Below are 20006 nucleotides of genomic sequence, written 5' to 3'. Positions count from 1 at the left end.
TTTTGCCCGTGTGGGCTTATTTTGCGGGCGCTGTGTCCGCGGTCTCGGCAAAATACCCCTCTTGGTCGCCGTCCCCGTCCACGTCGACGGGGTCGGCGAACGCGAGCTTGGGCACGAAGAACAGCAGAACGGTGGCGACGAGGGCACTCGCACCGCAGACGATCCACACGGTGTAGTAGCCCGACAGGCTGGCGGCCGTGCCCACCCCTGCGGTGACGCCGGTGGCGAGGGCGATGCCGAAGGTCGCCGACGCGAATGCCCCACCGATGGTCTTCGTCGTGTTGGTGAGCCCGGTGGCGATTCCGGTCTGCCCGAGCGGGGCCGCTGCCGCTGCGGCAGCGGGCAGCGCGGCGACAAGAGCACCCGAGCCGGCACCGGCGATGCAGATGCAGACGAGCACCTGGGTGAGGTCGTCGTGGAAGAAGATCAGCGCGAAGTAGCCGATCGTGACGAGCGCCGTGGCGCCGATGAGCGCGAGGCGCGGTGACAGGCGCTTCGAGAACACGGCGAACAGCGCCGCACCCGCGATGAGTGAGATGAGGTAGATGCCGATGACGATCGACCGCATCCCGGAGGAAAGCCCCAACCCGTAGCCGGCGACCTCCGGATCGGTTCCGGCGAAGGTCGAAAGCGGGATCTGTGCGCCGAGCACGCTGATCCCGAAGAGCCCCGCGGTGACCTGCACCGGCCACATCGTCGGCCGGGCGAGTACCCGCAGGTCGATCGCCGGGTCGTCCTTGCCGAGCACCCAGCGCGCGAACGGGATGAACGCGAGAAGTCCGGCGGCCATGACGACCCACACCCACCAGGTGCCGGGGCCGTTGATGCGCAGGAAGGTGAGCGACGAGGTCGTCAGCAGAAGCGCGAACGACAGCAGCACGAAGCCAAAGAAGTCGAGGCTGCGGCCGGTGGTGCGCTCCGATTCGGGCACACCGAACAGGATCGCGAAGAACACCGCGGTCACCACGATGGCCGGGATGGCGAGGGTGAGGGCGACGTCACCGCCGGCAGCCGTGAAGACCGCCCCACCGCCGAGGGCGCCGACGATCGCGCCGACCTCGAGGGCGACAACCAGCAGGCCCGCCGCCCGCCGGGTCTGTGAGACTCCGGTCTTGCTGCGTCGACCCCGATCGAAGATGAGTGCCACCTCGAGCGGCAGCCACACCGAGTAGAAGCCCTGCAGCGCCCACGCGATGAGGAACGTGGTGAAGTCGCCCGACACGACGAGCCACCATGACGCGCCGGCTGTCAGAGCGGTCGAGACCAGCAGCATCCGCTTGTGACCGAACATGTCGCCGAGCTTCGCCAGGATCGGCACCGCCAGGGCCGACAGCAGCAGCTGCGCGGCCTCGAACCAGTTGAAGTCGGCGTCGGTGACGCCGAGGTGCACCACCAGGTCGCTGATCAGCGGGATGTAGTAGCCCTGGATGATGCCGCTCGTCAGTTCGAGCAGGAATAGGAAACCGACGAGGGCGAAAGTGATCTGGGCGAGGGACCTCGTCGCGGTGCCACCGGCGGTGGGGGCGTTCGTCATGAGCGGAGCCTAGTAGCGTGCCGGGGCTCGGTAGGCTGCACAGCGTGGCCGAAGAGCGCGAGATCCTGACCTACGAACTGTTCGGCCAGGCGGCGCGGGAGCTGGCGACCACGATCGCGGATGACGGCTTCCGCCCCGACGCCATCGTCGGGATCGCACGCGGCGGCCTCACGCTCGCCGGGGCGCTCGGCTACGCGCTCAACGTCAAGATGCTCGGCAGTCTCAACGTCGAGTTCTACACCGATGTCGAAAAAACACTTGACGCACCGATCGTGCTGCCGCCGACCCTCGACCAGGATTCCTTGCGCGGCAAGAGCATCCTGCTCGTCGACGACGTCGCCGACTCCGGTCGCACGCTCGCCCTCGTGGTGAACCTGTTGGAGGCGGGGGGCGGCGAGGTGCGCACCGTGTGCCTGTACGCGAAGCCGCAGACCGTGCAAGAGCCGACCTACACCTGGCGGCACACCGACAAGTGGATCATGTTCCCCTGGTCGAGCGAGGGCCCCGTCCCTTACCCAGCGGGCTGATGGCGGGCCCCAAGCCGCTCTCGGAGCTCGTCGATCCCGGCTGGGCCGTCGCGCTTGAGCCGGTCGCCGGGCGGATCGCTGCGATGGGCGAGTTTCTGCGCGCGGAGGTCGCCGCGGGTCGCCGCTACCTTCCCGAGGGCACGAACGTGTTGCGCGCGTTCACCTCGCCGTTCGAGCGCGTGCGGGTGCTCATCGTCGGGCAGGACCCGTACCCGACACCGGGTCATCCGATCGGGCTGTCGTTCGCCGTCGAGGGTCACGTGCGGCCCATCCCGCGCAGCCTCGCCAACATCTACCGCGAGTTGAACGACGATCTGGGCATCCCGCCGGTGCCGCACGGCGACCTCACCGGCTGGGCAGACCAGGGCGTGCTGCTGCTCAACCGGGTGCTCACGGTGCAGGCCGGAAACTCGGGCTCGCACCGCGGCAAGGGGTGGGAGGAGGTCACCCAGGCGGCCATCGAGGCGCTCGTTGCCCGCGGCACACCCCTCGTCGCCATCCTCTGGGGCCGGGATGCCGGCACCCTGCGTCCGCTGCTCGGATCGATGCCGGTCATCGCCTCCGCGCACCCGAGCCCGCTGTCGGCATCCAGTGGCTTCTTCGGGTCGAAACCGTTCAGCCGCGCCAACGAACTGTTGACCGCCGCCGGGGCCGATCCGATCGACTGGCACCTGTGACCCGACGGCTGAGACGTCCGTCGGCGCTGGCACCGCTGCGGAGGCCAGCAATGGCTCCGCTCTCAGCGAAGTGCGCGCGTAGGATCGGGCCGTGCTGGAAGAGGAGTACAACCCGCGCCGGAAGCTCCCGCCGCACCTCAAGCCGGCGCCCCCCGTGGAGCCCGCGTTCGCGTTCGAGATCCGGGATGCCACGAGCCGCGACGTTCCGCACATGCTCGAGATCTACAACCACTACGTCGCCAACTCGACAGTGACCTTCGACGAAGACCCGCTCACCCTGAAGGAAATGCGGGCGAAGTTCGCGAAAGTCGAAGAGTTGCACTACCCGTGGCTCGTCGCGGTGAGCCCGAGGGGGGTCATCCTCGGCTACGCGTACGTCACCCCCTGGAAGCCGAAGGCCGCTTACCGCTTCACCGTCGAGAACTCGATCTATCTGGGCCCGGCCTCGACTGGCAAGGGGCTCGGCAGGGCCCTGATGGCCGAACTGTTGCCGCACGCGCAAGCCGCCGGAGTCAAAGAGGTCATCGCCGTCATCGCCGACCGAGGGGCGGATGCTTCGCTCGCGTTGCACCGTAATTTCGGGTTCACCGAGATCGGCCACATGGGCAAGGTCGGCTTCAAGTTCGGCCGGTGGCTCGGAACCATCCTGATGCAGAAGAGCCTGAAGTGACCGAGAATCCCGTTGCCCAGCTACGACTCGTGCTCGAGACCGCCGACCTCGACGCCGCGCTCACCTTCTACCGCGACGCGCTCGGGCTGCGCGAACTCGAGTCCTACGACGGCCCGGCTGGCGCGCGGGTCGTCATCCTCGAGGTGCCGACCGCGACCCTAGAACTCGCCAACCCGGCTCAGGTCGCGTACATCGATGCGGTCGAGGTCGGTCGCCCGGTCGCGCACCCCTATCCGCTGACGGTGCGGGTCGCCTTCGAAGTGCCCGACGCCGTTGCCGCCACGGCGCGGCTCGCCGCCCGAGGGGCAGAGGTCGTGGCAGCCCCGGTGGAAACCCCGTGGCGGTCGCTCAACGCGCGATTCGAGGCACCCGGTGGGATGCAGATCAGCGTCTTCGAGGAACTCGACACGCCCTAGCGCGCGGCGTATACCTGCGCGGTGACTTCATCGACGAGCTCCGTCGCGTGCTGGAAGCGGGCTTCGCCGCCGACCGCTTCGATCACCGAAATCCAACTCTCGTTGCGGATGACGTGGAGTTCGGCGGGCGCGCTCACATCGTCGCCGATGCGCGCGTAAGTAAGGGCGCCCTCGACCTGCGATTCGACAAGCCCGGTGGCGATGAGCGCGTTCACGATCCCGGAGCGGGTGCTCGTCGTGATCGGGGCAACCGACACGATGACGGTCGACGCCACCACCTCCTCGTCGCCCCAGACGCAGGTGATGCCGCCGACCTTCTCCTCAGGGGTCGGATCACCGAAGTAGTTCTCGCCGTAGACCCCGTCGGGTCCGCCAAGCAGGTCGAGCCCGGCGTCGGCGAAGGCGGCCGCCGTCTCGGGGGTGAGGATTTCGGCGCACAGGTCCGGCATCCCGAACACCGGCGTTTCCGGCGCGGTCGTCGCCGTTTCGGTCGGGGTGGGGTCGCCCCCTGCCGCACCTGTCTCGTCGGGCTCCGGCGGCTCAGGGGTGCAGCCGGAGAGCAGGACGATGGAGACCACCGCCGCTCCGAGAATCGTGCGCACCCGCATCCCTGACCTCCCCGTGTGTGGGGAATGTATCACTCGGATCTCTCAGTTTCGAGGCCTGGCACGTCTCAGGTTGAGGTATCCGTAGGCTCGGCACGTGTTCGAACTACACCACCTCACGGCCCTCGAGCAACTCGACTGGTTGCGACGGGGCGAGGTGTCGCCGCGCGACCTGACCGACCACTACCTCGAGCGCATCGAACGACTCGACAGCGGACTCGGCGCATTCGTGACGGTGACCCCCGCCGAGGCTCGGGCTCGAGCCACCGCCGTTGACGCGCTCTCGCATGCCCTCCCGCTGTGGGGGCTGCCCTTCGCCGACAAGGATCTCGTCGCCCGCGCCGGTGTGCCGACCCGCTACGGATCGCGCGCCTTCGCCGACAACGTACCCACGGAGTCCGACGAACTGGCGCTCGTGCTCGACGCGGCGGGTGGCGTGAGCCTCGGCAAGACCACGGCGCCCGAGTTCGGCTTTCCGAGCTACACCGAGCCGGTCGCTGGTCCGATCGCCCGCAATCCCTTCGACCTGGCGCGCGGCGCGGGCGGTTCGAGCGGCGGGGCCGCGGTTGCCGTCGCCGCCGGACTGCTGCCCTTTGCACCCGGGTCAGACGGCGGCGGCTCGATTCGCATCCCGGCCGCCGCGACCGGGCTCGTCGGCCTCAAGCCGTCGCGCGGGCGCGTGCCGGCGATGCCGGGCTTCCCCAGCCTCGCCGGACTCGTGGTCGCCGGGCCACTCGCCCGAACCGTCGCCGATGCCGCGTTGCTGCTCGACGCCCTCGTCGGCGACGGCTCCGCACAATGGGCGACCGTCGCCCCCGACGCGGGGGAGGGCGCGTTCCTCGGCGCCGCGGTGCGGGGCGAGGGCCGCTACTCGATCGGGGTCACCCGCGACTCGCCGTGGGCAACCGCGTTCGACCTCGAGCTCGCCTCAGAGGCCGAAGAGGCGGTGCAGATCGCACTGCGTGAACTGGATTCCATCGGTCACGGCATCGAGGAGCTCGCGTTCGATCCGGAGCCCGGATACGCGGCCGCATTTCGCACCGTGTGGCAGGCGGGGGCTGCCGGCATCCCGGTCGAGAGCGACCAGCTCGACCTGGTTGAGCCGCTCACCCGCTGGCTCGTCGAGACCGGCCGCGGCCTCGGGGCGCGGGAGCTCGGGGCGGCGCTCGCCTGGCTCGTCGGGTTCGAGCGCCGGTTCATCGCGCGCGCCTCGCGAGTGGATGTCGTGCTCACCCCCGCAATGGCGCTCACCCCCCGGCCGCTCGGCTGGTACGACGCCGACGACGGCGAACGCAACTTCGCGCAACAGGTGCTCTACACGCCGTACACGAGCATGGTGAACGTGAGCGGTCTGCCCGCGATCGTGCTGCCGGTGCACGTCACGAGCGATGGGTTGCCGATGGGAGTGCAGCTCATAGGGCGGCCGGGGCGAGAAGACGTGCTGCTCGCGATCGGGGCACAGCTCGAACGACGCCTGCACTGGGAACGTCGGCATCCGCCCGCGTGGTCGGCGTGAGCTAGCGCCGCAAGGTAAGGGCACGCTCAGTTAGGTATGCCTATACTGATCTTGCGATGTTTCTCTCCGACCTCCTCCCGGCCACGATCTCCTGGCAGCCTGCTGCCGGCGACCTCGTGCTGCTCGGCGCCGTCGAGACCGATCTTGCGGTGGTCGAAACGGTGCTCGCGACGCTCCCGACGCGTGCGCGGGGTCAGGTGTTCGTCGAGGTTGACTCCGCTGCGGCGATTCGCGACCTCGGCGCGCCCGGCCGGGTCTGCGTCACCTGGCTGCGCCGCGACCTCGGGCAGTCGCTCACCGACGCGGTCGAAGCCTGGCTCGGCGAGATGTTGCCCGTCGATCTCGAACGCGAGTACCGCGTCTACGGCTGGGTTTCGGGCGACCGCGCCGCCCGGCTGCACACCAACGCCTAACCCCGCGGCGACGGACTCTTCCCGGGGAAGCCACCCGGCCGTGGCTTGCGCGGCCGCAGGTAGCCGCCCTTCTCCAGTCCCGCCTCGACCTCGAAGCGGTTGGTGAGGGGCGGGGATCCGGCCGCGACGTAGACGGCGATGAAGGCGAGCCCGTACTTTTTCCACTGCGCCTTGTGGATCGCCTCGTGCTCGAGCACATCGGGCCCGGTGTTGTCGGTCGTCAGATAGATCGCCCCGATCGTCGTGCCGCCGCGACCGTAGGCCCACTTCGGCAGCCGGGAGAAGTAGTGGATGCCGCCCGCCTTCGCGAATCGCCCGAACAGCACGCGACCCCACACCCAGGCGCACGCTGTCGCGACCCAGTACCCCGGCCGCGCGACGACCGGCCAGAGCAGAACCCGACGCAGCCCCGGCACGCGTCCGCCGAACAGCACGACCGACGCCACGGCGCGCTCCGCTCGGGAGAGTTTCGCAGGATCTGGTCGCACCGGCAGCGTCGTCATCGGCCGCGAAACTCCGGCTGGTCGCGGGCGACGAAGGCACGCATCCCTTCGGCGGCATCCTCGCTCAGCGCGAGACGCACGAGTTCGGGCTGCAACTGCTGCTCGGCGGGGGCGTCGCCGTCACGGATCGCCTCCCGCGCGTTGGCGATGGTCGCCTGCACGGCGAGCGGTGCCTGAGCGGCGATGCGCGCCGCGATTTCGTGGGCTCGCTCGAGCTGGGTGCCGTGCGGCACGACCTCTTGCACCAGCCCGATGCGGTGCGCTTCGGCGGCATCGAACGAGTCGCCGGTCAGCATCCAGCGCATCGCGTTGCCCCAACCGACCGCGCGCGGGAGCCGGATCGTGGCGCCACCGAACGGCAGGATGCCGCGCTGCACCTCGATCTGACCGAAAACCGTCGAGTCGGCGGCGACGACGACATCGCTCGCCAGGGCGAGTTCGATGCCGAGGGTCAGGCACATCCCCTGAACGGCGATCACGACCGGTTTGCGCTGGAACTCGCCCTGGACCTGCCAGGGGTTGAGGCCCCCCTCGGGAACGAGGTCGAGCCCGTTCTCGCCGATCCGCGGCGCGACGTCGCCGAGGTCGAGGCCCCCGGTGAAGTGGTCGCCGTGCGCGAACACCACGCCGACCCGAAGGTCGGGATCCCGGTCGAGTTCGCCGTAGGCGAGACACAACTCCTGAAGCATCGCGAAGTCGGCGGCATTGCGCTTCTCCGGGCGGTTCAGTCCGATGAGCAGCAGGTGCCCATCCCGTTCGATGGTCACTCGTTCAGCCACCTGTCCAGCGTAGGCGGCGATAGCGCTCGCCGCCGTAGCGGGCTCGCCGCAGGGGCGGCGGCGAGCAGACAATGCAGCGTACGCGGCGGTGATGCCTCATCCGCTAGCGTTCAATCAACGTCTTTCCTGGAGGCTGCTCGTGCGTTCTCGATCTCTCACCCTGGTCCCCATCGCTGCGCTCGCGGTGACGTTGCTCTCGGGTTGCGTATTCAGCGTCGGCGTCAACACTGCTCCGACGGTGCCGCCGGAAGACGTCGAGACTCTTGCCGCCGACAAGCTCGAGGAGCAGGTCGGGGTGCGCCCGACGATCGACTGCGGCGACGATGAGATCGCGCTCGAGGTCGACACGTCGGTCACCTGTCTGCTCGTCGATCCGGTAGCTGGGCTGGAGTTCGACACCGTCATCACCTTCACCGAAGTCGACGGCACCAACTACACGTTTGACATCCAGGTCGCCGACGTGCCGAACAACGCGCCCGAACCGACCGCCGAGCCCGGCGCCTTCGTGCCGATCGGCGACATCGAGGCGCTCGCCATCCGGGCGCTGACTCCGACGCTCGGCTACGTGCCCGAAGTGACCTGCGAGGGCACCGAGGTCGCGATCGTCGTCGGCAACACTGTTGCGTGCAGCTACCCGTCGCCCGAGGGCACCGTCGCTGCCGTCGTCACGATCACGTCGTTCGATGCCTCGGTGGGGGAGTACTCGATCCGCGTCGACTGACCGCGTGCGGGCTCAGTCGTAGCGGGTCAGTCGAGTGCGGCGATGATGCGCAGGATGGTGGCGGCGTCGTCTGCCGCCTGCTCGGTGTCGAGCGCACTCGGCGCGTAGGCCGCGAGGGTCGCGCCGGCGAGCGGGAACCGCGCCCGGAGTGCCTTGATCGTCGCCAGAAGCGCCGAAGTGCTCACCCCGAAGGGTTCGGGGTCGAGGAGACCGTCGAGGTCGGCGGGGTCGAGAACGTCGAGGTCGATGTGCACATAGACGGCGTCGGCACCGGTTGCGGCGACCGCCTCGACGAGCGCGATCGGGTCGTCGAGCTCGGGAACGGTGAGGACACGCAGACCAGCCTCGGCCGCGAACACCTCCTCGCCCTCATCCCACGATCGGGCGCCGGCTAGTACCACGCGATCCGCGCCGATGTCACCGTTGTCGATCGCGGCCCGCAGCACCATTCCGGAGAACGCCCCGGAGGGCGAGGATTCCGCAGAGTTGAGGTCGGGATGCGCGTCGAACCAGACCACCGCGACGGAGGGGTGGCGGTTCGCCGCCACCGCGATTCCCGCGGCCGACACACCGCAGTCGCCGCCCACGACGACGAACGGTCCGTCGACATCCTGCAGAACGACGGAGGTGCGTTCCCGCACGAGCTGCACCGAGGTGTAGCGAGCGATGCCGGTGCCCTGATCGTCGCCCGATTCGAGAGGGACGGGAACCGACGAGGTCGCCGAGGTGGGGAGGTCGAGCTGAAGCGCGGCAACGCCGTCGGCAAGCCGCATCGCCCGCGGGGAGGGGGAGCCCTGCCACTGCGGCACGAGCACGAACCGGAGGGTCACGGAGCCACTCTAGGCGGCGAACCCACGGCGAGCCGGGTGAGCGCACGGAGCCCCGCTTCGAGCGGCCCGATCCCGACGAACCGGCGCCACAGCGTTGCGATCGCGAGAGCCCCGAGGGCGAGGGCCGGGAAGGTCCATTCGGGAACCTGCCAGCGCTCGGGATTGTCCGCGGTCGCTCGGATGATCGCGAGCGCGATCGCGTGGGCGACGTAGAGGGTGAGTGCCATCGCACCCGCCGCCGCGACGGGGGAGAGCACGAAGCGCAGGATCCGCGCGACGCGCTCACCGACGCCGGTCGCGGAGTCGAGGAGCGACAGTCCGCCGATGATGGCGACGGCGAGGCCGCCCGAGCCGAAGACCTCCGCCGTCGTGCCCGAGTGGGCTTCGGCGGTGACGCCGGGAATGACGAGCGCTGAGGCGTAGCCGAGAACGGCGGCGAGGGCTCCGAGCACCAGGGCGAGGGCCGCGGTGAGGCGGTCCCGCAGCTCGGCGCGGGCGAGGATCAGGCCGGCCAGCAGGAACGCCAGCCAGATCAGCATCGGATACTCGCCGTAGAACAGCCAGCGCGCCAAGATCTGCACCGGCGCGGGCACGCTCTCGAACGGGGTGCCGTCGGTCACGGCGACGACGATCGGGGGAGCGGCGACCGCGATGACGGCAGCCAGCACGGCGAGCAGGGGGCGGGCGAGGAACAGCACCGCGATGAGCAGCAGAAACGCGAAGCCGTAGTAGTCGAGGATGACCGCGATCGGCGGCTGCAGGAACGCGGTGAGGGCGAGCCCGAGAAGCACGAGCACGGCACCACGGATGAGCACGCTGAGGCGTGCGGTGCTGCGCTCGCCCGGAGGTGGCGGGTTGGCGCCGCCCGTGATGAGGCCGAGTGACACGCCCGCGACGGTCGCGAACAGGATCGCCGACCGACCGTCGAAAAGCCGCTCCTGGCCGTCGAAGAGCGTGTGGGCCGCGAACATCCCGAGCAGCGCAACGCCGCGGGCGGTATCGACGCCGAACAGCCGGGGAGGGACGACGGTCGCCCGCCAGCCCTCCCCGGTCACGTCCTGATGCGAGGTCGTCAGTTGCCCGAGGTCACGGCCTGGGCGCCGCCGGCCTTCAGCTCGGCGAGGCGGGCCTCGACTTCGGCCTCCTTGTCGAGGTCTTCGAGCGATTCGAACTGCGAGTCGAGGCTCGACGCGGCGAGCTCCTGCTGGCCCATGACCTTGGCCTCTTCACGACGCACCTTCTCTTCGAAGCGGCCGAGCTCGCTCGTCGGGTCGAGCACGTCGATGCTCTGGATGGCGTCGTGCACGTGCGACTGCGCTTCTGCGGTCTTCGCGCGTGCGACGAGTTCGTCGCGCTTGCTCGTGAGCTCCGACAGCTTCTCGCGCATCTTGTCGAGGCCGTCCTTGAGCTGGTCGACGACCTGGTTCTGCGAAGCGATCGTCGGCGCGGCGGTCTTCGCCTCGTTCTCGGCGGAGATCTGCTTGCCGATCGCGATCTTCGCGAGCTTGTCGAACTTGTCGGCATCCTCGGCGCTTCCCGACGTGCGCAGCTCGGTGCCCTTGGCGCTCGCCGCGAGGGCCTTCCGACCCCAGTCGGCTGCCGACTCGAGGTCTTCGGCGTGGTCCTGCTCCATCAGGCGGAGGTTGCCGATGGTCTGGGCCACCGCGCTCTCGGCCTCGGCGATGGAGTTGGTGTAGTCGCGCACCAACTGGTCGAGCATCAGCTGCGGGTCCTCCGCCTGGTCGATGAGCGCGTTGATGTTCGCGCGCACCAGCTGCGAGATGCGGCCGAGGATTGACTGCTTTGCCATGTTGTGCCTTTCGTTGTTCTTCAGTGTGACCGGGAGTCTAGAAGCGTCCGCCGCGAGAGCGGCGACCACCTGAGGGTCGGGGCCGGCTGGAGGAGCTGCTGCCGGGTCGGGGGCGTGACGAGGAACTGGAACCGCTCGACCACCCGCTGCCGCCTGACGACGACCACCCGCTCGAGGATCCGCCGGAGAAGAGCCCGTCGAGGATGCCACCGAGTGCCGCACCGCCGTATCCGCTGCCGGACGAGCCCGACGAGCCGCCACCGTTGAACGATGCGACGTCACTCTGGGCGCTCTCCATCGCGGAGGTCGCGAGCGCCACCGACTGCTGGGCGGCGCGCAGCGCCTCCACGGGATTCGTGCGGGTCGCCGTGAGTGCCTGGGTGAGCTGCCGCTCGGCCTCGGCGACCCGGGTGCGCGCCGTCGCGCCAACAGCGCCGCGGCGCGTGGCGATGAAGTCGTGGGCAGCGGCGACCGCTGCCTGCGCCTCGGCGGTGACGCGGGCCAACTGCGCCGTCGCGCGTTCGGCCTGGGCGGCGGCATCCCGCAGCTTTCCGAGCGCCTCGTGCAGGCCCGCGTTGACCCGCTCGACCTCGCCGATCGCCGTCGCCGGATCGCGCCCGGCCGCGGAGGCCAGCACGTTCTCGGCGTCGTCGGCCGCGGCCCTGAGCGGCTCGGCGACCTCGGGTGCGGCACCGGCCAGCCCGGCGCGTGCCTCTGCGAGGTCGATCTTCACGTCGGCGACCGCCGCGGCGAGCCGCTCGACGAGGGCGGGAAGCCCGGCGGCGAGCGTGTCGATCGCGGCGACGGCACGCTCGACCTGGCCCACCGCCTGCTGGGCTCCGCGTACAGCGACGGCTGCCTCCGAGGTCTTGCCGGCGGCGAGCGCGGTGCGGGCTTCGGCGATCGCCGTCGTGGCAAAGGTGACGAGCTCGCGGGACTGGGCGATGCTGCCGTCGACCGAGCCAACTGCGGCGGCGCCGAACTTCTTCGACAACCCGGCAACCGTCGATTCGGCGGAGTCGATTCGGGCCGGCAGACCGCCGTGCGTGGCGGCGACCGTCTCAAGCACCTCGGGGGCGTGGGTTTCCAGCTGCCGGAGCTGCTCGAAGTCGGTGGACTGCGCAGCGAGAGAGGCGGACGCGGCTTCGCAAAGCTGGATGATCTCGGTCGTCAGTTGGCGCTTCTGGTCGGCGGTTTCGGGCGTCGCATCGTCGAGCTGCTGACGGATGGCGAACGCCTGCTTCACCTGCTTTTCGGCCTCGGCAAGGGCCGTGGCGAACCCCTTCGTGGCCTTCTCGCCGAACTGCGCCTGGGCGAAACCGAGCTCTTGTTCGTTGCTCTTGAGGGCGTCATCGAGTCGCACCAGGAGGCTGCCCGCCCGCTGGTCGAGCTGCTTCTGGTCGAGCTTGTCGACGGGGGCAGTGGGGTCGACCCCGCGACGGCGCTTCACGAGCCTCGAGATCCCCCAGGCGCCGACTCCGACGACCCCAACGCCCGCGAGAAGCGGCAGGATCGGGATGCCGCCACCTTCGCCGTCGGTGGTGCCGGGCTCCGCGGGGGTTTCTCCAGCAAGCTCGTCGCCGATGGCGTCGGCCGCCTCGAGCGCGGCGCCTGCCCAGTCGTCGTCACGAAGTTCCGTCTCGATGCGGGTCGCGACGCGGTCGTACTGGTCGTCGAAGAGCAGCTCGTCGTTGAGCTGGTACTGCCGGTCTTCGACGGCGATGGCAAGCAGCACATCATCGGGACCGAACCCGCTGAGCGCCGCGGTCGTGTCGGTCCACAGGGCGGGGTCGCTCGGATCGTCGAAGGTGTCGACGTAGACGACGAACAGCGACACCTCGGCGCGGTCATACAGCTCGTCGAGGGCGCTCTCGATTTGGGCCGTGCCGCCGAGCACGCCGGCTTCATCGACGACGTACGCGCCGGCAAAGTCGACGGGCGGTTCGGCGAATGCCGCGGTCGGAGTCATCACGACCAGCGCTGCCCCCGCGATCGCGGCTGCTGCGGTCGACATCGGTCGCATGCGGGCTCCTCCCGGGCGACCTACGCCGACCCGTGCTCGGCCGTCCGGACGGCCACGCCCGAATCCTATCGAGGCCAAGTGTCTGCTAGGGAGGTCGTTTGACCCGGAGCTCAGACGATCTCGAGTGGCAGAGGCGGTCCGGTTGCGACGACGTTCAGGCCGGTCTCGGTCGCGACGACAACTACAGCGCGGAGCTCGTAGTCGCCCCGAGGCGCGGGAGGAAGCGCACTGTCGGGATCGTCCATCACCAGGTCATCCTCGGTGCCGCAGATCACTCGGTCGAAGGATGTCTCGAACGTCATCGACTCGCCGGGGTCGAGATCGACGACCTGAGCGCTGGCGTCCTGAACCGCGTAAGAGTGCCAGACGACGATGCCGTCGCGCGCGAGACTGACATAGGGCGCGGAACCGGTGGTTCCGACGATGCGATCCGGTCCGGCGTTGCGCAGAGTCACGGAGACGGGGATGCGCTCTTCGGGCCCGAGAGTCGTCGGGATCGTGATCTCAAGGGCGAGAGCGTCGGCACCGACCGGGTCGGTGACCGGAGCGCCGCAAGCGTCCGGCATCCATCGCAGTGCGTCTTCGTCGGCATAAGGTGCCGTCGCCGACTCTTCGCTGCCGGCGGCGGCATCCTCAGCGGTCATCAGTGCTGCCTGGTCGACTCGGGGAATCGAGACGACGACGGCGGTGCCGAGCACCCCGACGAGCGCGACGGACCCGAGGGCTTGTGCGGCGATCACCCGCGGACGACGGCGGCGCCGGGTGCGGCTCAGTACGGTGTCGAGGTCGATCTCGCCACGCCCTTCCGGATCGGGACCCCTCAGCAGGTCGCGGAGGTCAGATTCGGTGGCCACGAGAGGCCTCCTTTCGCGACACCACGTGATGAGAAGCGCGTGGGGTCAACCGGTCTTCGGCGGTGCCGTCGTCGGCGAGCGAGATCGCCATCTTGGCGAGACCGTCGCTGAGGTACCGCTTCACGGCACCCGAGCTGATGCCGAGCGTTTCGGCGATGTCGTCGACCTTGAGGTCGTCGTAATAGCGCAGTACGAGGCAGGCGCGTTCTCGCGGGGTGAGTTTGCGCAGCTCCTCGTGCAGGTCGAGCCGGGCTTCGGTAGCGCCCGCGGGGGAGTCCTGTTCGTCGGGGCGATACTCGAGCGGTGCGATCCGGCGCCACCGGGTCGTGCGGCGTCCGCCGTCCAGGTGGCCGTTGAGGATGGCGCGCCGTACGTAGGCTTCGGCGCTCTCGACGCTGAAGCCGTTGCGCAACCGCCCGAAGGTGCGCACGAGGGCGTCTTGCACGAGATCGGCGGCGTCATCCCGGCTGCCGCACAACAGCGTGGCGTAACGCAGCAGTGCCTCACCGCGCTGGGCCACCAGCTCGGTCACGACGCCTTCCCAGGCTGCCGCAGCGCGCATCCGCACACCTCCCTCTACCTACTGAGACGCTCGAGGTATCCCAAATGGTTGGGTTCTCGGCGTGAGATATCCCAGATGGGATAACTCAACCCCAGAAAAGGGAACGGCGCGCCGCCAGCGAGGTCGGCGCGCCGTCGGTCCGGTGCGAGAAAGGGTCAGGACTGCGCGGCCTGCATCCGCGAGCGGAGCTCCTCGAGTTGGGTGGTGACAGCGGCGGGGACTCGGCCGTCGAAGGTGTCGAAAAAGGTGGCGGCGTCGTCCGCTTCTTCCAGGTGCGCGGCGGGGTCGATCGAGAACAGCTCGGCCCAGTCGGCATCCGGAACTCCGGCGGCGGCGTAATCGATCGCACCGGGTGCGGGCAGCCAACCGACGGGGCTCTCGACCGCGGCGGCGGTGCCTTCGACGCGTTCGAGAATCCAGGCGAGCACGCGGCCGTTCTCGCCGAATCCGGGCCACAGCCAGCGGCCGTCGTCGCCCTTGCGGAACCAGTTGACCTGGAAGATCCGCGGAACTCCGCCGGTCTTGCGCAGGCTGTCGCCGACGGCGAGCCAGTTCTGCCAGTGGTCGGCCATGTTGTAGCCGCAGAACGGGAGCATCGCGAACGGGTCGCGTCGCAGTTCCCCGACTTTGCCCTCGGCGGCCGCCGTGCGCTCGGACGAGATCGTGGCGCCCAAAAAGACGCCGTGTTCCCATCCGCGTGCCTCCGCCACCAGTGGCACGTTGGTGGCACGCCGGCCGCCGAAGATGATCGCGTCGATGACGACGCCCCGCGGGTCTTCCCAGTCGTCCGAGATGGACGGGCACTGGGATGCGGCCACGGTGAACCGGGAGTTCGGGTGGGCGGCAGGTACGCCCGAAGCGGGGGACCAGTGTCGGCCGGTCCAGTCAACGAGGTCGTCGGGCGGGGTGTCGGTGAGACCCTCCCACCAGACGTCGCCGTCGGATCGCAGCGCGACGTTGGTGAAGATCGTGTTGCCCCAGATGGTCTCGACCGCGGTGGCGTTCGTCGACACGCCCGTGCCCGGGGCGACGCCGAAGAAGCCGGCTTCCGGGTTGATGGCGCGCAGGGTGCCATCGGCGCCGGGCGCCAGCCAGGCGATGTCGTCGCCGATCGTCTCGACGGTCCAGCCGGGGATGGTGGGCTTGAGCATCGCGAAGTTGGTCTTGCCGCACGCGCTTGGGAACGCCGCGGCGACGTGGAAGACGCGACCCTTCGGGTTGGTCACCTTGAGCAGCAGCATGTGCTCGGCGAGCCAACCCTCGTCACGCCCGATCACCGAGGCGATGCGCAGTGCGAAGGACTTCTTGCCGAGCAGCGCGTTGCCGCCGTAGCCGGAGCCGAACGACCAGATCTCCCGGGTCTCGGGGAAGTGCGAGATGTACTTGGTGGCGTTGCACGGCCAGGCAACGTCGGGCTCGCCGGGGGAGAGCGGGGCGCCGACCGTGTGCGCGGCGGGAACCCACTCGGTGTCGGGGCCGATCTGAGCGAGGGCTTCGCGGCCCATCCGCGTCATGATGCCCATGCTCACGACGACGTACGGCGAGTCGGTGACCTGCACTCCGAGGCGGGCGAGCGGGCTACCGAGCGGGCCCATCGAGAACGGAACCACGTACATCGTGCGTCCGGTCATCGAGCCGGCGAACACGCCTTCGAGTTCGGAGCGCATCGATACGGGGTCGGCCCAGTTGTTGGTCGGGCCGGCATCGGATTCGTCGACCGAGCAGATGAAGGTGCGGGATTCGACGCGAGCGACGTCATCGGGGTTGCTGCGTGCCAGGAAGCTGTAGGGCCGGTGGTCGGCGTTGAGCCGGATGAGGGTGCCCTGGTCGACCATGCCGCGGATGAGTTCGTCGGCTTCGCGGCGCGACCCATCGCACCAGACGACGGTGTCGGGGGTCGTCAGGTGGGCCATCTTCTCGACCTAGGCGATGACGCGCGGGTCGGTGTCGTCGGGTGGCAGTGCCCAGGTCGCGTCGTGAACCGGGATCTGGTCGACGACATCCGATTCGTCGCCGAGGGGTCGTGTGCCGGTGGTCAACGTCACGGTGGGCTCCCTCGCTGGGTGGTAGTTGTTCAAGAACTGCCTTCTGTAACCACTGTGCGCGCCCACGCGAGTTCTGGCCGACCAAATCGGGTGAAAGAAGCCCCGTTCTTTCCGTATGCTTCATTTTGTGAAAGATCTGGTGACTCTGGGACAACGGATGCGGCATTTCCGCACCGAGGCGGGCCTGACGCTCGAACAGCTCGGCGCCGACGTGGGGGTGGCGGGGAGCCAACTCTCGCTCATGGAGAACGGGCGCCGTGAACCCCGCCTGTCGCTGCTCGGGGCGATCGCTGCCCGCCTCGGCATCGAGCTCTCCGAGCTACTCGACGACTCCGCTCCCACGGAGCGCGCCGGTCTCGAGATCGAACTCGACCGCGCACAGAGCAGCCCGGTCTACGCCCAACTCGGCCTCCCGCTCGTGCGCGCCGGGAAGGGGATGTCCGACGAGACCCTGCGCGCCCTCGTCGGCATGCACCGGGAACTCGCGCGCCGGTCGCGGGAAGCGATCGCCACCCCGGAGGAGGCGCGCCGCGCGAACACCGAGTTGCGAGCCCGGATGCGCGAACGCGACAACCACATGGCCGAGATCGACGACCTCGTCGAGGAGGCGCTGCGGGGTGTCGGGCACTCGACCGGCGCGCTCACCCACCGCTCGGTGAGCCTCATGGCGGAACGGATGGGGTTCGAGCTGGTTTACGTCGGCGACCTCCCGCACTCGGCCCGTTCGGTGACCGATCTCGAGAACGGCAGGATCTACCTCCCGCCCGCGTCGATCCCCGGCGGTCACGGTCTGCGCTCGATGGCGCTGCAGGCGATCGCGCACCGCATCCTCGGCCACCAGGCACCCAACGATTACGCCGAGTTTCTGCAGCAGCGGTTGGAGATCAACTACTTCGCGGCGGCGGCGCTCATGCCCCGCACGCAGGCGGTCAACTTCCTGCTACAGGCGAAGAGCGACAAGGACATCGCGCTCGAAGACTTCCGGGATGCTTTCGGCGTCACTCACGAGGCGGCGGCGCTGCGGTTCACCAACCTCGCCACCGCCCACCTCGACATGCGGGTGCACTTTCTGCGGGTCGGCGGCGACGGCGCGATCTCGAAGGCGTACGAGAACGACGGCCTACCCGTGCCGATGGATGTCACCGGATCGGTCGAAGGCGAGATCGTCTGCCGGTACTGGAGCGCGCGCCGGGCCTTCGTGCGCACCAACCGCACGACGGAGTTCTACCAGTACACGGATACGCCCAGTGGCACGTTCTTCGAGTCGACCCAGATCGGCACGAGCGCCGCGAACGACGAGTTCTCGATCACGATCGGGGTGCCATTCGACGACGCGAAGTTCTTCCGGGGTCGCGAGACGACGCGACGCGAGCAGTCCCGGTGCCCCGATGCGAGCTGCTGCCGTCGGCCCCCCGCCGACCTCGCCGCCCACTGGTCGGGTAAGGCCTGGTCGAGCGCCAAGGTGCACGCCCACATCTTTTCCCCTCTGCCGTCGGGCACCTTCCCGGGTGTCGACGACCGCGAGCTCTACGAGTTTCTGGAGTCCCACGCCTCCAGCTGAGCCGCCTCCACCCCCGCGGCGGTCAGCCACCGGGTCGGGTCGCCGAGGGCGGCTTCCGTCGATCCCGCGAGTGACGCGAGAGAGATGGATGCCACCGGCCGACCGTCAGGCAGCCGCGGCTCGGTCGCCACGCGCCCCGCGATCACGATCATGCGGGTGCCGTTCTCGTGGGCAAGGCGCAGGGCGTGGCCGACGACTTTCCCGGTATAGGAGGTGTCATCGAACGAGCCCTCTCCGGTGATCAGGATGTCGGCATCCCGAATCGTCTCGGTCAGATCGGTGAGCGCGGCGATCGCGGCGGCGCCCGGCTCGATGCGCGCACCCCACGCGGCGAGGAAGCCGAACGCCGTGCCGCCCGCCGCGCCGACTCCCGGGGTTGCCGGGTCGGTACGGAAACCCGCCGCGAAGGCGCGCAGGCGTTCCTCGAGTACCGCGATGTCGGTCGGGGTCGCGCCCTTCTGCGGGCCGAAGACGGCGGCGGCGCCCATCGGCCCGAGCAGGGGAGCGGTTACGTCGGTGAGCAGGGTCACGCCGCCCACGGGGGCGCCTCGATCACCGAGCACCGCGAGCGCCCCTGCGCCGCCGTCGGTCGACGCAGAGCCGCCGAGCGCGATCACGAGCGTCGTCGCGCCGACGTCGAGTGCGGCAACGATCACCTCGCCGAGGCCGCGAGTCGTCGCGCCGAGCGGGTCGGGCGCGGCCATGAGTGCGAGTCCCGCCATCTGGGCCAGTTCGACAACGGCCGTACCATCGGGTAACTCGAGCCAGACGCCGGGAACCGGTCGACCGTCGGGTCCGGTGACCATCCCCGCCGACCGGCGCACGGCATCCGGGGTCGATGCCTCGATCGCGTCGAGGGTGCCCTCGCCGCCGTCGGCCTGGGGGAGCAGCACGAGGCTATCCCCGGGCCGCACCGAGCGCCATCCGTCGGCGATCGCAGCGGCGCAGTCAGGGGCCGAGATCGAACCTTTGAAGGAGTCCGGGGCGATGACGACGCGCACGCGACCTCCCCGAAAAAGGAGTGCCCCCGACACGATTCGAACGTGCGACCTCTTCCTCCGGAGGGAAGCGCTCTATCCACTGAGCTACGGGGGCGCGGCGCCTTTAGGTTAGCAGCATGACTTTGAGCCCCCCGCGTCGTGAAGTCGGGTCTAGCCTCGTCATCCAGGTCGCCGATCCGACTGCATTCGTGCTCGCGGTCGCTGTCGCCGAAGGGGTTCCGACGACCGTCGAGAACCTTCGCGTGCGACTCGACGGGGAGCCGATCGTGCAGCGCGAGACGACCGACGCGCACGGCACCCGATTGCACCTCTTCGAGACCGGCCCCGGCATCCTGAGCGTCGACTACGCCGCAACCGTCGTGGGCCGAGCCGCTCCGGCCCCGGTCGTCGAGCGCGACCTGGTGACCTACCTGCGGCCCAGCCGGTACGTGCAGTCCGACAGCCTGACTGACCGCGCGCGCGACCAGTTCGCCGGCCTTGAGGGTCGCGGCCTACTCGCCGCCGTCGAGGAGTGGGTGTACACGAACCTCCGCTACGACGGCGCCGCGACCAGCCCGACCGGTGGGGCCGTCGAAACCCTCGCGACCGGCGCCGGCGTGTGCCGCGACTTCGCCAACGTCACGGCGGCCTTCCTCCGCGCCCTTGACGTACCGGCTCGTCTCGTCTCGGTCTACGCCCCCGAGCTTGAGCCGCGTGACTTCCACGCCGTCGTCGAAGCGTGCATCGAGCAGCGCTGGGTCGTCGTCGACTCCACGCGGCTCGCCCCGCGATCGGGGCTCGTGCGCATCGCCACAGGCCGCGACTCGGCCGATACTGCGTTCCTGACGAACACCCTCGCGGATGTCGAACTGCTCAGCATCGACGTGCGGGCGAGCGGTGAGGATGTCGTCGCCGACGACCTTTCGGACGTCGTGGTTCTCGGGTGAGCAGCGAAACTCGCCGCAGTTATAGCGCGGCGA

The 20006-nt window shown here is 69.4% G+C and carries 22 protein-coding genes and 1 tRNA gene; 9 read left to right on the top strand and 14 right to left on the bottom strand.

The genetic code is table 11. The features are described 5' to 3' along the window. Positions 1–16 precede the first annotated feature (16 nt). Positions 17–1534 carry an MFS transporter gene (locus tag RMO30_RS08810; RefSeq protein ID WP_309712132.1) on the bottom strand — a complete coding sequence of 506 codons (1518 nt, stop codon included), beginning with the start codon at positions 1532–1534 and terminating at the stop codon, positions 17–19. Between the two features lie 44 nt (positions 1535–1578). Here RMO30_RS08810 and RMO30_RS08805 point away from each other — a divergent pair, with 44 nt between their 5' ends. The 4 genes from RMO30_RS08805 (at position 1579) to RMO30_RS08790 (ending at position 3824) form a co-directional block, all read left to right on the top strand. After that, the gene (locus tag RMO30_RS08805; RefSeq protein WP_309712130.1) at positions 1579–2061 is read left to right on the top strand and encodes a phosphoribosyltransferase; all 483 of its coding nucleotides are present in this window, start codon (positions 1579–1581) and stop codon (positions 2059–2061) included. Beyond that, positions 2061–2738, top strand: a complete 678-nt coding sequence (locus tag RMO30_RS08800; protein WP_309712127.1) for a uracil-DNA glycosylase — start codon at positions 2061–2063, stop codon at positions 2736–2738. The genes RMO30_RS08805 and RMO30_RS08800 overlap by 1 nt, the downstream gene beginning before the upstream one ends. A gap of 91 nt (positions 2739–2829) precedes the next feature. Beyond that, on the top strand, positions 2830–3408 hold the full coding sequence (locus RMO30_RS08795) for an N-acetyltransferase family protein (RefSeq protein ID WP_309712125.1): 579 nt from the start codon (positions 2830–2832) through the stop codon (positions 3406–3408). Then, positions 3405–3824, top strand: coding sequence for a VOC family protein (locus RMO30_RS08790; RefSeq protein WP_309712120.1), 420 nt, complete (start codon positions 3405–3407; stop codon positions 3822–3824). Before RMO30_RS08795 ends, RMO30_RS08790 begins: the two co-directional genes overlap by 4 nt. Here the strand turns inward: RMO30_RS08790 and RMO30_RS08785 are convergent. After that, positions 3821–4426, bottom strand: a complete 606-nt coding sequence (locus tag RMO30_RS08785) for a hypothetical protein (protein ID WP_309712118.1) — start codon at positions 4424–4426, stop codon at positions 3821–3823. The genes RMO30_RS08790 and RMO30_RS08785 overlap by 4 nt on opposite strands. A gap of 100 nt (positions 4427–4526) precedes the next feature. Between RMO30_RS08785 and RMO30_RS08780 the strand changes: the two genes are divergently transcribed. Next, on the top strand, positions 4527–5945 hold the full coding sequence (locus tag RMO30_RS08780; protein ID WP_309712116.1) for an amidase: 1419 nt from the start codon (positions 4527–4529) through the stop codon (positions 5943–5945). A gap of 56 nt (positions 5946–6001) precedes the next feature. After that, positions 6002–6358: an SIP domain-containing protein gene (locus tag RMO30_RS08775; protein WP_309712114.1), complete on the top strand. Its 357-nt coding sequence runs from the start codon at positions 6002–6004 to the stop codon at positions 6356–6358. Here RMO30_RS08775 and RMO30_RS08770 read toward each other — a convergent pair. Then, positions 6355–6861, bottom strand: coding sequence for a hypothetical protein (locus RMO30_RS08770; RefSeq protein ID WP_309712112.1), 507 nt, complete (start codon positions 6859–6861; stop codon positions 6355–6357). The genes RMO30_RS08775 and RMO30_RS08770 overlap by 4 nt on opposite strands. Beyond that, positions 6858–7640 (bottom strand): crotonase/enoyl-CoA hydratase family protein, encoded by a 783-nt coding sequence (locus RMO30_RS08765; protein ID WP_309712109.1) that lies wholly within the window; start codon positions 7638–7640, stop codon positions 6858–6860. Before RMO30_RS08765 ends, RMO30_RS08770 begins: the two co-directional genes overlap by 4 nt. A gap of 139 nt (positions 7641–7779) precedes the next feature. Here RMO30_RS08765 and RMO30_RS08760 point away from each other — a divergent pair, with 139 nt between their 5' ends. Next, positions 7780–8361 carry a DUF4333 domain-containing protein gene (locus RMO30_RS08760; RefSeq protein ID WP_309712105.1) on the top strand — a complete coding sequence of 194 codons (582 nt, stop codon included), beginning with the start codon at positions 7780–7782 and terminating at the stop codon, positions 8359–8361. A 26-nt stretch (positions 8362–8387) separates the two neighbouring features. Here the strand turns inward: RMO30_RS08760 and RMO30_RS08755 are convergent, their stop codons facing one another. The 8 genes from RMO30_RS08755 to RMO30_RS13125 all read right to left on the bottom strand — a co-directional run bounded on the left by RMO30_RS08755 (position 8388) and on the right by RMO30_RS13125 (position 16485). Next, positions 8388–9191, bottom strand: coding sequence for an arginase family protein (locus RMO30_RS08755; RefSeq protein ID WP_309712102.1), 804 nt, complete (start codon positions 9189–9191; stop codon positions 8388–8390). Next, a complete protein-coding gene (locus RMO30_RS08750) occupies positions 9188–10246 on the bottom strand; it encodes a DUF418 domain-containing protein (RefSeq protein ID WP_309712099.1) in 1059 nt (352 codons plus the stop codon). The genes RMO30_RS08755 and RMO30_RS08750 overlap by 4 nt, the downstream gene beginning before the upstream one ends. Positions 10247–10263: 17 nt before the next feature. Then, the gene (locus tag RMO30_RS08745; protein ID WP_309712096.1) at positions 10264–11001 is read right to left on the bottom strand and encodes a PspA/IM30 family protein; all 738 of its coding nucleotides are present in this window, start codon (positions 10999–11001) and stop codon (positions 10264–10266) included. Positions 11002–11038: 37 nt separating this feature from the next. Next, a complete protein-coding gene (locus tag RMO30_RS08740; RefSeq protein WP_309712093.1) occupies positions 11039–13024 on the bottom strand; it encodes a TPM domain-containing protein in 1986 nt (661 codons plus the stop codon). Positions 13025–13134: 110 nt separating this feature from the next. Next, entirely contained in the window at positions 13135–13878 is a 744-nt protein-coding gene (locus RMO30_RS08735) for a hypothetical protein (protein WP_309712090.1), read from the bottom strand. Continuing rightward, on the bottom strand, positions 13862–14440 hold the full coding sequence (locus RMO30_RS08730; RefSeq protein WP_309712087.1) for a sigma-70 family RNA polymerase sigma factor: 579 nt from the start codon (positions 14438–14440) through the stop codon (positions 13862–13864). The genes RMO30_RS08735 and RMO30_RS08730 overlap by 17 nt, the downstream gene beginning before the upstream one ends. Before the next feature lie 155 nt (positions 14441–14595). Continuing rightward, a complete protein-coding gene (locus RMO30_RS08725) occupies positions 14596–16353 on the bottom strand; it encodes a phosphoenolpyruvate carboxykinase (GTP) (RefSeq protein ID WP_397427915.1) in 1758 nt (585 codons plus the stop codon). Between the two features lie 9 nt (positions 16354–16362). Beyond that, positions 16363–16485, bottom strand: coding sequence for a hypothetical protein (locus tag RMO30_RS13125; RefSeq protein ID WP_397427914.1), 123 nt, complete (start codon positions 16483–16485; stop codon positions 16363–16365). A 115-nt stretch (positions 16486–16600) separates the two neighbouring features. Here RMO30_RS13125 and RMO30_RS08720 point away from each other — a divergent pair, with 115 nt between their 5' ends. After that, the gene (locus RMO30_RS08720; RefSeq protein ID WP_309712084.1) at positions 16601–18046 is read left to right on the top strand and encodes a helix-turn-helix domain-containing protein; all 1446 of its coding nucleotides are present in this window, start codon (positions 16601–16603) and stop codon (positions 18044–18046) included. On the opposite strand, the gene RMO30_RS08715 is transcribed toward RMO30_RS08720, so the two are convergent. Further along, positions 18013–19047 (bottom strand): glycerate kinase, encoded by a 1035-nt coding sequence (locus tag RMO30_RS08715; RefSeq protein ID WP_309712081.1) that lies wholly within the window; start codon positions 19045–19047, stop codon positions 18013–18015. The two genes, RMO30_RS08720 and RMO30_RS08715, sit on opposite strands and share 34 nt — an antisense overlap. A gap of 21 nt (positions 19048–19068) precedes the next feature. Continuing rightward, positions 19069–19141, bottom strand: a tRNA-Arg gene (locus tag RMO30_RS08710). A gap of 22 nt (positions 19142–19163) precedes the next feature. Here RMO30_RS08710 and RMO30_RS08705 point away from each other — a divergent pair. Beyond that, complete coding sequence (locus RMO30_RS08705; protein ID WP_309712077.1) at positions 19164–19973, top strand: transglutaminase family protein; 810 nt, start codon at positions 19164–19166, stop codon at positions 19971–19973. The last annotated feature ends 33 nt before the right edge of the window (positions 19974–20006 follow it).

Origin of the sequence: Pseudolysinimonas sp., from assembly GCF_031389465.1 — a bacterium.
In the GTDB taxonomy this organism is placed as follows: Bacteria; Actinomycetota; Actinomycetes; order Actinomycetales; family Microbacteriaceae; genus Pseudolysinimonas_A.
The sequence above is the reverse complement of the archived record's forward strand: the minus strand, read 5'-3'. Positions and strand labels throughout refer to the sequence as shown.